Source organism: Oceanobacillus sp. FSL K6-0118 (assembly GCF_038006665.1).
GTDB lineage: Bacteria > Bacillota > Bacilli > Bacillales > Amphibacillaceae > Oceanobacillus > Oceanobacillus caeni.
On sequence record NZ_JBBOVR010000001.1, the window covers coordinates 509,336 to 523,944 of the forward strand.

General features: G+C 36.3%; 15 protein-coding genes and 1 rRNA gene. 9 read left to right on the plus strand and 7 right to left on the minus strand.

Annotated features, from left to right (window positions below; genetic code table 11):
• The first annotated feature begins 11 nt into the window (after positions 1-11).
• Both rrf and MHI02_RS02605 read left to right on the plus strand, forming a co-directional pair.
• A 5S ribosomal RNA gene (rrf, locus tag MHI02_RS02600) occupies positions 12-126 on the plus strand.
• Positions 127-312: 186 nt separating this feature from the next.
• A complete protein-coding gene (locus MHI02_RS02605) occupies positions 313-885 on the plus strand; it encodes a GNAT family N-acetyltransferase (protein ID WP_257456603.1) in 573 nt (190 codons plus the stop codon).
• Between the two features lie 527 nt (positions 886-1,412).
• Here MHI02_RS02605 and MHI02_RS02610 read toward each other — a convergent pair.
• Positions 1,413-1,856, minus strand: coding sequence for a YaiI/YqxD family protein (locus tag MHI02_RS02610; protein WP_047185633.1), 444 nt, complete (start codon positions 1,854-1,856; stop codon positions 1,413-1,415).
• A 138-nt stretch (positions 1,857-1,994) separates the two neighbouring features.
• Here MHI02_RS02610 and MHI02_RS02615 point away from each other — a divergent pair, with 138 nt between their 5' ends.
• The 5 genes from MHI02_RS02615 (at position 1,995) to argF (ending at position 6,477) form a co-directional block, all read left to right on the plus strand.
• Positions 1,995-2,285 carry a DUF3219 family protein gene (locus tag MHI02_RS02615; protein WP_047185632.1) on the plus strand — a complete coding sequence of 97 codons (291 nt, stop codon included), beginning with the start codon at positions 1,995-1,997 and terminating at the stop codon, positions 2,283-2,285.
• Between the two features lie 99 nt (positions 2,286-2,384).
• The gene (locus tag MHI02_RS02620) at positions 2,385-2,801 is read left to right on the plus strand and encodes an NUDIX hydrolase (RefSeq protein ID WP_225344211.1); all 417 of its coding nucleotides are present in this window, start codon (positions 2,385-2,387) and stop codon (positions 2,799-2,801) included.
• A gap of 106 nt (positions 2,802-2,907) precedes the next feature.
• Positions 2,908-3,999 (plus strand): histidinol-phosphate transaminase, encoded by a 1,092-nt coding sequence (hisC, locus tag MHI02_RS02625; RefSeq protein WP_047185631.1) that lies wholly within the window; start codon positions 2,908-2,910, stop codon positions 3,997-3,999.
• A 94-nt stretch (positions 4,000-4,093) separates the two neighbouring features.
• The gene (locus MHI02_RS02630; protein ID WP_047185630.1) at positions 4,094-5,290 is read left to right on the plus strand and encodes a class I SAM-dependent rRNA methyltransferase; all 1,197 of its coding nucleotides are present in this window, start codon (positions 4,094-4,096) and stop codon (positions 5,288-5,290) included.
• Positions 5,291-5,511: 221 nt separating this feature from the next.
• The gene (argF, locus tag MHI02_RS02635) at positions 5,512-6,477 is read left to right on the plus strand and encodes an ornithine carbamoyltransferase (protein ID WP_047185629.1); all 966 of its coding nucleotides are present in this window, start codon (positions 5,512-5,514) and stop codon (positions 6,475-6,477) included.
• 39 nt (positions 6,478-6,516) lie between these two features.
• On the opposite strand, the gene MHI02_RS02640 is transcribed toward argF, so the two are convergent.
• Positions 6,517-7,434 carry an SDR family oxidoreductase gene (locus tag MHI02_RS02640; RefSeq protein WP_047185628.1) on the minus strand — a complete coding sequence of 306 codons (918 nt, stop codon included), beginning with the start codon at positions 7,432-7,434 and terminating at the stop codon, positions 6,517-6,519.
• Positions 7,435-7,571: 137 nt separating this feature from the next.
• Between MHI02_RS02640 and MHI02_RS02645 the strand changes: the two genes are divergently transcribed.
• On the plus strand, positions 7,572-7,742 hold the full coding sequence (locus tag MHI02_RS02645) for a hypothetical protein (protein WP_328150399.1): 171 nt from the start codon (positions 7,572-7,574) through the stop codon (positions 7,740-7,742).
• 59 nt (positions 7,743-7,801) lie between these two features.
• On the opposite strand, the gene MHI02_RS02650 is transcribed toward MHI02_RS02645, so the two are convergent.
• From MHI02_RS02650 to MHI02_RS02665, 4 genes are all read right to left on the minus strand, one after another.
• Complete coding sequence (locus tag MHI02_RS02650; protein WP_047185626.1) at positions 7,802-8,794, minus strand: NADPH:quinone oxidoreductase family protein; 993 nt, start codon at positions 8,792-8,794, stop codon at positions 7,802-7,804.
• Positions 8,795-8,874: 80 nt separating this feature from the next.
• A complete protein-coding gene (gene thrB / locus MHI02_RS02655; RefSeq protein WP_047185625.1) occupies positions 8,875-9,768 on the minus strand; it encodes a homoserine kinase in 894 nt (297 codons plus the stop codon).
• Entirely contained in the window at positions 9,765-10,826 is a 1,062-nt protein-coding gene (gene thrC, locus MHI02_RS02660; protein ID WP_047185624.1) for a threonine synthase, read from the minus strand. The genes thrB and thrC overlap by 4 nt, the downstream gene beginning before the upstream one ends.
• Positions 10,823-12,124, minus strand: a complete 1,302-nt coding sequence (locus MHI02_RS02665) for a homoserine dehydrogenase (protein WP_047185623.1) — start codon at positions 12,122-12,124, stop codon at positions 10,823-10,825. Before MHI02_RS02665 ends, thrC begins: the two co-directional genes overlap by 4 nt.
• A 257-nt stretch (positions 12,125-12,381) precedes the next feature.
• Between MHI02_RS02665 and MHI02_RS02670 the strand changes: the two genes are divergently transcribed.
• A complete protein-coding gene (locus MHI02_RS02670) occupies positions 12,382-12,540 on the plus strand; it encodes a hypothetical protein (protein WP_167507328.1) in 159 nt (52 codons plus the stop codon).
• A 208-nt stretch (positions 12,541-12,748) separates the two neighbouring features.
• Here MHI02_RS02670 and ptsP read toward each other — a convergent pair whose 3' ends face one another.
• On the minus strand, positions 12,749-14,455 hold the full coding sequence (ptsP, locus tag MHI02_RS02675; protein ID WP_047185622.1) for a phosphoenolpyruvate--protein phosphotransferase: 1,707 nt from the start codon (positions 14,453-14,455) through the stop codon (positions 12,749-12,751).
• Positions 14,456-14,609 lie beyond the last annotated feature (154 nt).

Sequence of the window (14,609 nt, forward strand, 5' to 3'; positions counted from 1 at the left end):
AATATCAATTGTCTGGTAGCGATGGCGGAGAGGTCACACCTGTTCCCATACCGAACACAGAAGTTAAGCTCTCCAGCGCCGATGGTAGTTGGGGGTTCCCCCTGCGAGAGTAGGACGCCGCCAGGCAATAATGTAAAGACAAGATATGATTGCAAAATTGTATCTTGTCTTTTTTTGTTTTAAGAATAACCGCAAACGGTAGTGTTTATTGGGGTTTCAATTCCAATTGAATTTCTATGTAAATTAAAGTTATATAATGTATATATTATATATATTATAGAAATAAAGGAGAGGAGACCTAGCTATATTATGATCAGGGATACAGTTTTACGGGGTGAAAAAGTTATAATCCGAAGCATTCAAGAAAATGACTTACCTATATTATGGCGTCTTATTTACGGAAAGGAAAATCCGGAATGGAAAAAATGGGATGCTCCCTATATTCCTTTAGAAAAAAAGGAATATGAAACTTATAAAAGTGAGACTCTTAATAAACTAAGAGTTGCTAATCAAAATGAGGTTGAACCTAGATTAATTATTGAGACAGATGGAAAAATAATTGGGACGGTAAGTTATTATTGGGAACATAGACCATCTAATTGGCTAGAGGTAGGAATTGGTATTTATAATCCAATTTATTGGAGTGGTGGCTATGGCACAGAAGCCTTAAAGCTATGGATTGATTATTTATTTGGTGAACTCCCTTTAGTTAGAGTAGGGTTAGCTACGTGGTCTGGAAATAAGAGAATGATCCGAGTAGCAGAAAAGATTGGTATGCAACTTGAAGGGCGTCTACGAAAATGCAGATTGTATAATGGGAAGTATTATGATTCTATTCGTATGGGTATTTTAAAGGAAGAATGGGAAGATAATTGCAGATTTTAATTTGTAGGGATCATGAGCTTCCTTAGTAGAGGAAAGTGGTCTCCATAATTGGTATATAATTTTGTCTCTACAAAAATTTCAATTTTCTTAAATAACGGTATAATTTGTTATGTAAAAAATAGAGGGGCAAATAGTTTGAAAACCATTGGAATTAAAAAAGGTTACTAAAGCCTCTAAAGCTGTAATGTACAATTGCCATCAATACCCATCAGTACATAATATTTAAAAGACCAGCATCCTTTTTAGATGCTGGTTTAATTTTAAAGGAGTTACATGAGCTATGATTAATACAATCGGTCTAATAATATAATTAACTAAAATTTAACAGAATAGATTTGCCTTTGAAAATTTGGAGCCCTTAATTGATTCAATTATTCTTCCTTTAATTAAATGGTTGGAGAAATATTATACTTATATCCCGTATTTTTTGCCCTCTATAGATCAAATTATCCCTATAAATAGACTAAGTGTTACTCTTCTCTTCTACTGACTTTGACTAACCATCAGAGGAGGATGAATGAGAATACCTAAAGTTCCTTTAATGTTTCTACAAAGAGTTTTTTGAATTTCATTCGATCTTCTTCCGTAAAAGGTTTCGGACCTTTTGTTCGCTTTCCACTTTTACGTGCCATAGCGCTTAAATATCTAGTTTGAAGAAGTTGATCTATGTTGTCATGATTGTACCTAAATCCTTTATGATGCAATACGTAACAACCTTTACCTAGACCAAGGGAAGCAAGTCCGTAGTCTTGCGTGATAATGATATCTCCCTGTTTAGCAAGTTTCATAATACGGTAATCGGCAGAATCTGCTCCAGTATCCACATAAATAGTTTCAACGCCATTTGGTTGTCTTTCATTTGAGTAATGTGAGAAACTAGTGACAAGAATGACAGGAAGATTGAATTTTGTTCCTTCCGTAATGACAATATCCTTTACTGGACAAGCATCAGCATCAACATAAATTTTCATTTGTTTTTCTCCTATTGATCATTGTGTTCTAACTATTATCTTAGCATGTTTACCGTAAAATTTCTTTCACATGAAAGTTGAATTTCTACAAATAATAGTCAAAATCTTTTATTATGGGATAAAGAGAGGATGTATGAAATGGCTAAAGTAAAAATTAATGATAGGACACTTCATGTAGAGAACCTTACCAAAGATGTCATACAAAAAGACGGAAAAGAAGCTATATTGATTTCCTTTGAATTTCAAGTTAAAAGTGAAGACTATCATGAAATTACTACACTACTTTATAAAAATGACTTTCGTGTAGAGATTCCGGAGGCGGAGTTAGACTTTCAAGCAGTCATTTATAATTATTCAACATCGATTACGAATTTATATGAAGAGAATAAGGTTGGAGAATTTAGGCTACAGCTAATAGAAAAGCTTTAAGAGGTTGTTCAAAAAGTTCGGTGAAAATGACACTTCGGCGCTTCTTTTCATCCTCCTTTTTGAACACGTCATTTAAAAACACTCGGGAGTTGTATAATAGTGGAAAAGAAAATGGTTGTCATTGTAAAAGGTCTTATCATATATAATGGGGAAATTTTACTCCTTAAACGATCTTCACATAATAAATTTGGAGGTGGGGAATGGGAATTAGCTGGGGGAAAGCTAAAAAATGGCGAAGAATTAGAAGAATCGCTTATACGAGAAATTGAAGAGGAAACAGGCTTAAAAGTCATTCCTGAGAAAATCTTATATGCAACCACCATCAACGATGACCCAGATAGACAATTAATTTTTTTGCATTACCTATGTAGTACTGATAATGATGAAGTTACACTATCAAATGAACATACCGACTTCTACTGGGCTAATCAAGAAGATGCAAAAAAATTATTACGTCAAAATATTCTTCAAGACTTTGAGAAATACCATATATTTAAAAAAGGGTATATAAATTGAGAATATTTCTTCTACCATATTGAAACTTTATATTATATAATGGAATGAATTAAATGAAACAATCTACTTAAATTTGTTATTGAAATTGAGAAAGGGAGATACATATATGACTGTTAAACCGCGTAAAGTCTTAGAAAAAATTAAACCATACTCTCCTGGAAAACCTATTTGGGAGTTACAAGAAGAGTTGGGCTTAGAAAAGGTTGTAAAGTTAGCTTCTAATGAAAACCCTTTAGGACCGTCACCTAAAGGTGTGGCGGCAATATCTGAGAGATTAGCAGAACTAAATCGTTATCCAGATGCAGATACGGCTGCATTAAAAGAAGCTATTTCGGGAAAATTAGATGTTTCCAAACAACAAGTTATTGTTACAAACGGTGCGGATGAATTGATTACTTTAATATCGGAAGCCTTCTTAGATGAAGGAGATGAAATCGTGGTACCATCCCCATCGTTTAGCGAGTATGACTTTGGTGCTGACCTAATGGGAGCTACTGTTGTTCCCGTTCCGTTTGACGAAGGGTTTCAGTTTAATGTTCAAAAAATGGTAGATGCTATAACAGATAAGACAAAATTACTTTATATTTGTTCACCGAATAATCCTACAGGTACATATTTAGCAAAAGCTGATTTGGAAACTCTATTAAATGCAGTACCGGAAAGAGTATTAGTAGTTTTTGATGGTGCATATAGTCATTACGCAACAGCTGAAGATTATACGGATGGAATTGAATTTGTAAAGACTGGTAAAAATGTTCTAGTGCTACAAACATTCTCTAAAATATATGGTTTAGCTGGATTACGCGTTGGGTTTGGTGTTGCCTCGGAAGGAATTATTCAAACAATCTTAAAAGTAAAAGAACCATTTAATGTGAACAGTATAGCACAAGCTGCTGCAAAGGCTGCTATTCTAGATGAGGACCATGTGAATGCTTCTAAAGAGGCGAACGCTTCTGGTGCAAAAGAGCTTTATCAAGCATTTTCTGAACTAGGTTTAAATTATGTAGAAACAATGAGTAATTTTATTTTATTACAATTAGGATCAGATGCTGAAAAGTTATACAATGAACTATTAGCTAAGGGTGTCATTGTACGCTACGGAAAAATCTGGGGTCTACCAGAGTATGTTCGTGTGACGATTGGAACGAAAGAGGAGAATGAATTTTTCCTTAATGCTCTTAAAGAAGTTTTAAATTAATTGGTAAAACCTGAGTAACAAGCATAGTGGTTACTCAGGTTTTTTATGACTATAACGGGTATACTTAGAATAAAGGCTGGTAAAGGATGAAAATATGAAACCAATAGAATTAAAAGTGAAAGCTAGTTATATCAATCAATATCAAAGACATTTTCCATTAATCAATAAGGATACGATTATCAACTCAGAAGATATTCAAAAGGAAGGCTCCATCATTCATTTAGTAGAACCAAATGGAAAATTTATTGCTAAAGGTTATTATGGAAAACAAAATAAAGGTTTAGGTTGGGTATTATCCGATAAACAACATGAAAATATAGATTTTTCCTTTTTCAAAAAGAAAATCTCGAATGCAATCGATAAAAGGAAAGCATTCTTCCAGGATGAAAATACAAATGCGTTCCGTATATTTAATGGGGAAGGAGATGGAATTGGTGGCATCACTATTGATTATTATGACGGTTATTATGTCATTAATTGGTATAGTGAGGGCGCCTACTCTTTTAAAGAAACGGTTATAGATGTATTAGACGAAATCGGAGAGTACAAAGCAATTTATGAGAAAAAACGTTTTGATACAAAAGGGAAATATATCAATGATGATGATTTTGTGAAAGGGGAACGGGGAGAATTTCCAATCATTGTGAAAGAAAATGGAATGAATTATGCTGTTTATTTAAATGACGGTGCAATGGTGGGGATATTTCTTGATCAACGTAATGTAAGGAAGATTATTCGTGATAAATATGCTAAAGGGAAAAATGTGTTAAATACTTTTTCTTATACAGGGGCTTTTTCTGTAGCGGCTGCTTTAGGCGGAGCTAAGAAAACAACAAGCGTGGATTTGGCAAAGCGTAGTAAAAGTAAAACAATTGAACAATTCAGTACGAATGGAATTGATTTTGAAGAACAAGACATCATTGTGATGGATGTGTTTGATTACTTTAAATATGCAAACCGAAAGAATTTGGTATTTGATTTAGTTATTTTAGATCCGCCGAGTTTTGCTCGCTCCAAGAAGCGAACGTTTAGTACTGCGAAGGATTACCCGTCCTTAATAAAAGATACAATTGCCATTACGGGAAAAGGTGGAATCATTGTTGCGTCCACAAACAATGCTTCTTTTAGTATGAAGAAATTCAAAGGGTTTATAGATAAAGGATTTAAGGATAGTAAGACAAAATATAAGATTTTAGAGGAATTTAGCTTGCCAAGCGATTTTCAAGTTGATCGGAATTTCCCACAAGGAAATTACTTGAAGGTCGTTATTTTGGAAAAGTTATCCCACTAAACGGGCAGTAAGACTCCCACCTCAAGCTTCTGGGGAAACAAAGGAGGGAGGTGGGAGAACAAGTCTTGTTTATAGCATAAGAAGCCGTAACAATAATTTGTTACGGCTTCTTAGCATTTCCTATAAATAAAAATAATTTAAAAATGATAGAATAGGTATTGTATATTTATTCCTAATGATGCATAATAATTCATATAGAGATGAATTTGGGGGGGAACCTTATGATAACTAAGGACAATCAAATAACGTTTAATAATCATGAACTACATGGACGTGACTTTTTAACACTTGCTGACTATACAAAAGATGAAATAAATTATCTATTAGATTTAGCAGACTATTTAAAGGATCAAAGAAAAAAAGGGATTACGTTTGAACCTTTAAAAGGGAAAACGTTAGGAATGATTTTTGAAAAGTCGTCTACTAGAACCCGGGTTTCTTTTGAAGCTGGTATTTATCAACTTGGTGGAATGGGGATTTTTCTTTCCTCTAAAGATATCCAAATTGGAAGAGGGGAAACGATTGCTGATACTGCTCAAGTTTTATCCGGATATTTAGATGGAATGATGATTCGTACGTTTTCACAAAAAGTGGTAGACGAATTGGCTAAATATGCTAGTATCCCAGTTATTAATGGATTAACTGATACCTATCACCCATGCCAAGTTCTTGCTGATTTACAAACGGTTAAAGAAGTAAAAGGTGCACTTAATGGTGTGAAAATGGTATACATAGGTGATGGGAATAATATGGCTCATTCCCTTATGATTGGTGCAGCCTTGATGGGAATGGAGTTAACTGTCGTAGCACCTCAAGGTTATCAGCCTGATCCTACCATTGTAGCCAGAGCACAACATATCGCGAAATCACATGGGGCAATGATAAGTGTAATGGAAGACCCGAAAGAAGCAGTAGTAAATGCTGATGTCATTTATACAGATGTTTGGGCAAGTATGGGGCAAGAAGCAGAACAAGCGAAACGTGAAATAGCCTTTAAGGGATATCAAGTAAATAAAGAACTTTTATCTTTAGCGAAGTCGGATGTCTCTTTTATGCATTGCTTACCAGCGCATCGTGAAGAAGAGGTTACTGCAGAAGTTATTGATGGAAAACATTCTGTAGTCTTCCAACAAGCAGAGAACCGTCTACACGCACAAAAGGCATTAATGACGGCATTAATGGGCTAGATACAAAAATGAGCTCCCAGAAGGGCTCATTTTTGCTCTTTAGCCAAAGACTTGGCCGCCGTTTACGTGTTGAACTTGACCTGTTACAAATCTTGAATCATCTGAGGCAAGATACACAAAGGCTGGGGCGAGTTCAAATGGTTGACCTTGGCGATCCATAGGGTTACCCGCAAGAGATACTTGATCAGCGGAAAAGCTAGATGGTATTAAAGGTGTCCATATTCGCCCAGGAGCAATAGCATTTACCCGGATTCCCTTTTTTACTAAATTTCTTGCCAACGCACGTGTAAACCCAACAATAGCTGCTTTCGTTGCAGAATACTCGATGAGTTGATCATTTCCATCGAATGCAACGACAGAGGAAGTGTTAATAATGGAACTTCCGGCTTTTAAGTATTTAAGTGCTTCTCTTGTTGTGTAAAAATGGGAATACACATTGACTTTAAATGTATCATCAAATTGTTCATCCGTAATATCTAATAAGCTTAATTGTTGGAATTGAATTCCTACATGATTACAAAGAATATCGAGTTTACCAAATGTTTCTATTGTCTTACGAACAATGTGAACGCATTGTTGTTTTTCCCGAAGATCTCCCGGCAGTGTTAGACAGCGTTGTCCTAATTCTTCAATTCTGTTCTTTGTTCGATGGGCATCTTCATGTTCGTTTAAATAGGATATCGCAATATCTGCTCCTTCTTTCGCAAAAGCAATAGCTGCAGCTGCTCCGATTCCACTATCACCGCCAGTAATAAGAGCTACTTTATTCTTTAATTTCCCACTACCTTTATAATTAGGGTTTTCTATAATTGGTTGCGGAACCATGAGACTCTCTACCCCAGGCTGGAAGTATTGCCTTTGTTCAGGTACTGTAATCGCAACATCCTCATACTTCGTGATTTTTCCGTAATTCGGGTACAAAGGGTAATCTTGATTATTAGTTTTATCATTGGACATTATCTTTCCTCCTATAGTTAAACGTTAAGATTAATTTATGATGATTGGGCGATACTTGTGCTTGAATAGAAGGTACGTGCTCACTTTAGTTAATTTTCGAATACTGTGTAAGAAAGATGAATGTTAGGAGGGATGTTGTGAAGTATTATTATAATCCTGAGGTTAAATATTTGTTAATCAATCAATCTAATGAAAAGGTAGCAGTATATTATAATAAAAACCAAAAGCCGTTTGAATTGCCAATGATAGGAAACAGACCACCATATTACTGCAATCCAAGGTATGAAGCTTATTATCCTGTTATTTAATTAGAAAACTGGCATCCGCTTAAGTTAGGCGAATGCCAGTTTTCTAATCGCTTTGATAGTTATAATTTAACAATGGTTCTCCCACGTGCTCCGCCTTTCAAAAGGGTTGGTAAAACATCAGGGAGCTGTTGTAAGGTAATTTCCTGCTGTACAAGGGAATCTAAATTGTTTAGTTTAAAATCAGACGCTAGATGCTCCCATATATCTACACGTGTTTCCATGGGACAAAATACAGAGTCTATTCCAAGGAGGTTAACGCCTCGAAGAATAAACGGAAAAACGGTTGTTGGAACTTTATTACCAGCAGTTAACCCACTTACTGCAACAGAGCCCCCATATTGAATATTACTTAGAACGGAAGCTAGAACTTCACCACCAACGGGGTCCACAGCAGCTGCCCATTTTTGTTTGCCAAGTGAACGGATCTTTCCATCATACACTTCTTCCCGTGATACAATGGAAGATGCGCCAAGGTCTCTTAAGTATTGGTGCTCACTGTCTTTTCCTGTACTAGCTTCTACTTCAAAGCCTAGTTTTGCTAAGATGGCTGTAGCGAAACTTCCAACACCACCGGTAGCACCTGTAACAAGGACTTTGCCATTTTCTTGTTTCAAACGGTTTTCTAACAATCGCTGAACAGATAAAGCCGCTGTGAATCCAGCAGTTCCAATAATCATTGCTTCTTTTAGGCTCAATCCATCTGGTAGGGGAACGATCCATTCAGATGGAATTCTAGCATACTCGCTATATCCACCAAAGTGGGATACCCCGATTTCGTAACTTGTGGCAATAACTTGATCGCCTTCTTTAAAACGATCGTCTTCTGAGGAAACTACTACACCTGCTAAATCAATTCCTGGAACAAATGGATAAGATTTTACAATATTTCCATTTGGAATAGCAGCTAGACTATCCTTGTAGTTCACACCGGAATAGTGCACTTTGATTAGAACGTTTCCTTTTGGTAAATCATCTATGGATAATGTTTTCACTTCTGTTAAGAATGTATCTTCTTGTTTGTCAACAACTAGTGCTTCAAATGATTGATTCATCATGAAACTCCTTTCTGAAACATAAAGATAATTTTATTATGAACAAAAAAAAGAGGAAAAACAATGTTTTCCTCTCTCGATTATTCTTGATAAAAAACCTGTAAACCTTCTGTACACATGTTCAAGGCTTTAACATTATAATCAGGCAATATTTGTTGCAATGCCCCTGCAATAGTTGTACCCTGTCCAGCTGGTACAAAGGAAATCATAGTTGGCCCAGCTCCACTTAAAATAGTGCCATAAGCACCTAGACCTTTTGCATCTTCACGTATTTTATCGTAATTTGGAATAAGTTCTTTCCGAAATGGTTCGTGGAATAAATCCTTTTCCATCATGCGTCCTGCAAGTGTATAGTCGCCTTGTAACAATGCTGCTACTACGAGATTGGCTATCCCACTAGATTTTACAGCGGTTTTCATTGGGTATGCTTCTGGAAGTACTTTCCTTGATGCTTCCGTTTTTAATTTTATATTTGGAATGTATACCACCGTATCCAATTCCAAATTAGGTAGGTCCATATGGACGATTTCCTCACCAAAATCCGTAGATATGACTAATCCGCCAAATAGGGCGGGTGCTATGTTATCCGGATGACCCTCTATTTCTGTACCATAACGTAATTTATCGTCATCACTTAGATTTAAATGACAAACTTGATTGGCAATTTCAATACCAGCTAATATAGCAGAAGCGCTACTTCCAAGTCCCCTTGCTAAAGGAATATCACTTATTTCTGTTACCTTGCATGGGGGAAGTGTTTTATTATGACGTTCCGCTATTTGTTTTGCAATCTTGTATATGAAATTCTCTTCATAAGGGATGTCAGAGTTAGGGACAGAGGCGGGTATAAATTCCCACTGGTCTGACTTTTCAACCTGTAAAGTCAAGTATAGTTTTAACGCAAGTCCCATCGAATCAAATCCTGGTCCTACATTTGCCGATGTTGCTGGGACAGAGATTTGAAATGACTTCATACTCCCACCACAGACTCAATATATTCTTTCACAGCCTTTTCATCGTTTGGTAAAGATACTGGGTTAATTTCCATTTGGTCAATTGCTGTCTGTGGATCTTTAAGGCCATTACCAGTTAGAACCGTAACTACCTTGCTACCTTTAGCAATAGTACCTTTCTCTACCTGTTGCAGAACACCGGCGATGGAAGCACATGATCCTGGTTCAGCAAAAACTCCTTCTGATTTAGCAATGAGTTTAAATGCCTTTAAGATTTCTTCATCAGTAACGGATCCAATCATGCCGTTAGATTCATCTCTTGCATTGACAGCTAAGTTCCAGCTTGCTGGGTTACCAATACGAATGGCGGTTGCAACTGTTTCCGGCTGATCAATTACTTTGTCATTCACGATAGCCGCAGCTCCCTCAGCTTCGAATCCAAACATTTTAGGAAGACCAGTTTGTTTTTTGTCATTGTATTCTTTGAATCCCTTCCAGTATGCACTGATGTTACCTGCATTACCAACTGGAATTGCTAGAATATCAGGTGCTGAACCTAATGTATCACAAATTTCAAATGCAGCAGTTTTTTGCCCTTCTAGACGATACGGATTTACCGAGTTAACAAGTGTAATTGGAGAAGTTTTGCTAATTTCGCGAACCATTTTTAATGCTTCGTCAAAGTTTCCATCAATTTCAACAATTTCCGCTCCGTACATGACGGCTTGTGCAAGTTTACCAAGTGCTACTTTTCCTTTAGGGATAACAATAACAGCTCGGATGCCGGCTCTTGCTGCATATGCAGCGGCTGCAGCAGAGGTATTCCCGGTAGAAGCACAAATGACAGATTGGCTTCCTTCTTCAATTGCTTTAGCCACGGCCATAACCATTCCACGGTCTTTAAAAGAACCTGTAGGGTTAAGTCCTTCATATTTTCCATATAGTTCGATTCCGAGTTGCTCTGATAAGTTAGCAAAGTGAATCAATGGTGTATTCCCTTCATGCAATGAAAGTTTAGGTGTCTTTTCTGTTACGGGTAAAAAATCTCTGTATTCATGTAGTAAACCTTGCCAACTCATTTTTCAGCATCTCCTTCAACTTTGTAATAACTTTTTGTTTCAATAACAGCATCAAGGTCTTTTAATTGATTTAATGCAGTTTGAAAGTTTTCTAATGATGTTTGGTGTGTAACAACAATAATTTCTGCATTTTCATCTTTTATAATTGGGTTTTGTAAAATTCGTTTGAAACTAATATTTAAATCATTAAATAATGCAGATATACGTGAGAATACTCCTACTTCATCTTTTACGTGTAATCTTACATAATACTGTCCAAAACGTTTATCGGCTGTTTTTAATTGTTTATCAAAATGAGGATCAAGGTGTTGCGAGCCTGTAACACCTAATAACATGTTTTTGATAACCGAAACGACATCGGATGTGATAGCGGTAGCTGTAGGAAGACTTCCAGCGCCAGGACCGTAGAACATGGTTTCGCCTACTGCATCCCCGTAAACATAAACGGCATTAAATTCATCATTTACACTTGCCAATGGGTGATTTTTTGCCAACATGGTTGGTTGAACATCTACTTCTATTTTATCATCTTTAAAATCAGCATTACCAATTAATTTCATCGTGTACCCTAATTTATTGGCATATTTTAAGTCATCTAAAGAAATATTGGAAATTCCTTTAACTTTAACATCTTCTAAATCAACATCCATTGAAAAAGCTAATCGTGCTAAAATCGCCATTTTTCGCGCTGCATCTAAACCTTCAACATCAGCGGTCGGATCCGCTTCAGCAAAACCAAGTTCTTGGGCTTGCTTAAGAGCGACATCGTAGCTCGAACCTTCTTTATCCATTTTGGTTAAAATGTAGTTTGTTGTTCCGTTAACTATCCCCATTATTTTAGTTATACGGTCGGAAGATAACCCTTCAGTAATACCTCTTAATATTGGGATACCACCGGCAACACTTGCTTCGTAATAGAAGTCACATTTGTTTTTACGTGCAGCTTCTTGCAGTTCCGGACCGTGCAGTGCTACTAAGTCCTTATTTGCACTAACAACATGTTTCTTTGTAGAAAATGCTTTTAATATATATTCACGGGTTTGATCAATGCCACCCATAACTTCAACGATAATATCAATTTCCGGATCATTTAATATATCATCTGGGTTAGTAGTGAGCAATGTCCCTTCTAAGCTAACATCACGTTCCTTGTCCAAACTGCGAACTAACGCACTCTTCACTTGTACGTCCGATCCCAATTGATGAACAAGTTTCTCTTGATGATCTTTAATGATTTTAATTACCCCGGTTCCAACTACACCCAAACCTAATAAACCAATAGATACTTTATTCCCCACAGAATCACCTCATATATTTCCTTATAAATTATATATTTAATATATTGTAACCTTGAGAAGCGGAATATAGCAACAATGAATTTTTAAAAATGATTGATATTGTAAAAATTCTAAAAGTGAGTTTGAAAAGGAGGATGAAAAGGACCGAGCTCGCCTAAATGTGTAACGTTCCAGGCCTTTGTACAACCTTTAAAAACGAACCAATTTTATATAGAAAGAATAAAGTAATGGTATAGGCAAAACGTGGAGGTGAAGGAATGAATGATGCATTTATTGGATTACTTTTCTTAGTTTGTTTATTAATCGGGGTCGGGTTAGGCATTTTATTTCGTTCTGTAGAACTAGGTGGAGTGATTGGTCTTGGCTCCGGTTTATTACTAATTTTATTATTTCGAAATAAGAATAATAAAAGGTAGATGCAGGTTATCAGAAATAACTATAAAGAACACTTGCATCAGTGGGAGGGTTCTTCATATCTCACTGATGGTTAGGAGCTTTACAGACAGTTGATTTCCCACCTAACTTCTTTGTTTCTCCAGAGGCTTGAGGTGGAAGTCTTACTGCCCGTTTAGGTGGGATAAAAAAGCGTGAAAACCTAATTAAAGGCTCTCACGCTTTTCGTTCTTATTTTGTTTTCTCTTGAATAAAGTTAACTACTTCTTCCGCTGTTGCCATGGATAGCAATTCTTCTTTATAGGAAGCAATTTCTTCTTTGGATAAACCACGGATTTGGGTACGTGCTGGTAGGATGGATGTTGCGCTCATAGAAAACTCATCTAATCCTAATCCAAGTAAGATTGGAATTGCGATTGGATCTCCTGCCATTTCCCCACACATGCCAGCCCATTTTCCTTCACTATGTGCTGCTTCAATTACATTGTTTACCAGATTCAAAATAGCTGGGTGGTATGGTTGATATAAGTAAGAAACACGCTCATTCATACGGTCAGCAGCCATTGTATACTGTATTAAGTCATTTGTTCCTACACTGAAGAAATCTACTTCTTTCGCAAATTGTTTCGCTATAACAGCGGTGGAAGGAATTTCTACCATGATTCCTACTTCAATGGAATCTGAAACTTTAACTCCTTCATTAAGAAGGGCTTCTTTTTCATCTAGTAAAATTGCTTTAGCTTGACGGAATTCTTCAAGCGTAGCAATCATTGGGAACATGATTTTTAAGTTTCCGTAAACACTAGCGCGTAGTAATGCACGTAGTTGTGGGCGGAATACATCTTCATTCTCTAAGCAGAAACGAATGGCACGGAAGCCTAAGAATGGATTCATTTCTTTTGGTAAATCAAGATAAGCTAATTCCTTATCCCCACCAACATCTAATGTACGCACAACAACAGGTTTATCACCCATTTGCTCTAACACAGATTTATATGCTTCAAATTGTTCGTCTTCAGAAGGTAATTCGCTTCTACCCATGTAAAGGAATTCTGTACGGTAAAGTCCAACACCTTCACCACCATTATTAATGACACCTTCTACATCATTTGGTGTACCAATGTTTGCTACTAACTCTACATGTGAACCGTCTTTTGTCATGGTTGGCTCATTTTTTAATTTAGCCCATTGTTCTTGTTGTTTTGCATAGGCATCTTGTTTCTCGCGATAGGTCACCAACTCTTCTTCGGATGGATTAACAATCACTTTTCCGTCTAAACCATCGATGATTACCATTTCATCTTGTTTTACGGTTTCTGTAATATTCTTTGTACCAACCACTGCTGGAATTTCTAATGATCTTGCCATGATAGCAGAGTGTGATGTACGTCCACCGATATCTGTTGCGAAGCCTTTTACAAACTCACGATTTAATTGTGCAGTATCTGATGGTGTTAAATCCTTTGCAATAACAATAACTTCTTCATCGATTAATGCAGGATTTGGAAAGGTAACGTTTAATAGATGCGCCATTACACGTTTTGTCACATCTTGAATGTCTGCTGCACGTTCACGCATGTATTCATTATCCATGTTTTTAAACATATCAATAAACATGTTTGCTACTTCATCAAGTGCTTGTTCGGCAAGTACAAGGTCTGAGGTAATTTTATCTTTCATTGGATTAATTAGTTCCGGATCACTTAAAACTAAAAGGTGAGCTGAGAAAATCTCTGCATGTTCCTCACCTAATTGTTGTAATGTATGGGCTTTAATTTTTTCGAGTTCTTGTTTGGAAACTTCTAATGCATCTTCCAAACGTTGTATTTGCTCTTCAGGATTATCTATTTTTTTTGCTTCAAAAGTTAAATCTGGTGTTTCTAAACGATATGCTTTTGCAATTGCAATTCCCTGGGATGCTGCTATTCCTTGAATCATGTGATATCTACTCCTATAAAAATATATTATTGTTTTCTCTTATCGCAAATTCCATCATTTTTCGACAAAAACGTTTAAAAAAAGTCCCTTATAGCAAACTATAATACTACAACTATTCTAAAAATAACAAGTATAAGAACCTTGTCAAATTATG

Bases quoted from the DNA above. Each gene is read 5' to 3' on its own strand.
- MHI02_RS02610 (WP_047185633.1), bottom strand. From the start codon at position 1,856: ATGAAAATTTATGTTGATGCTGATGCTTGTCCAGTAAAGGATATTGTC.
- MHI02_RS02615 (WP_047185632.1), top strand. From the start codon at position 1,995: ATGGCTAAAGTAAAAATTAATGATAGGACACTTCATGTAGAGAACCTT.
- hisC (WP_047185631.1), top strand. From the start codon at position 2,908: ATGACTGTTAAACCGCGTAAAGTCTTAGAAAAAATTAAACCATACTCT.
- MHI02_RS02630 (WP_047185630.1), top strand. From the start codon at position 4,094: ATGAAACCAATAGAATTAAAAGTGAAAGCTAGTTATATCAATCAATAT.
- argF (WP_047185629.1), top strand. From the start codon at position 5,512: ATGATAACTAAGGACAATCAAATAACGTTTAATAATCATGAACTACAT.
- MHI02_RS02640 (WP_047185628.1), bottom strand. From the start codon at position 7,434: ATGTCCAATGATAAAACTAATAATCAAGATTACCCTTTGTACCCGAAT.
- MHI02_RS02650 (WP_047185626.1), bottom strand. From the start codon at position 8,794: ATGAATCAATCATTTGAAGCACTAGTTGTTGACAAACAAGAAGATACA.
- thrB (WP_047185625.1), bottom strand. From the start codon at position 9,768: ATGAAGTCATTTCAAATCTCTGTCCCAGCAACATCGGCAAATGTAGGA.
- thrC (WP_047185624.1), bottom strand. From the start codon at position 10,826: ATGAGTTGGCAAGGTTTACTACATGAATACAGAGATTTTTTACCCGTA.
- MHI02_RS02670 (WP_167507328.1), top strand. From the start codon at position 12,382: ATGAATGATGCATTTATTGGATTACTTTTCTTAGTTTGTTTATTAATC.
- ptsP (WP_047185622.1), bottom strand. From the start codon at position 14,455: ATGATTCAAGGAATAGCAGCATCCCAGGGAATTGCAATTGCAAAAGCA.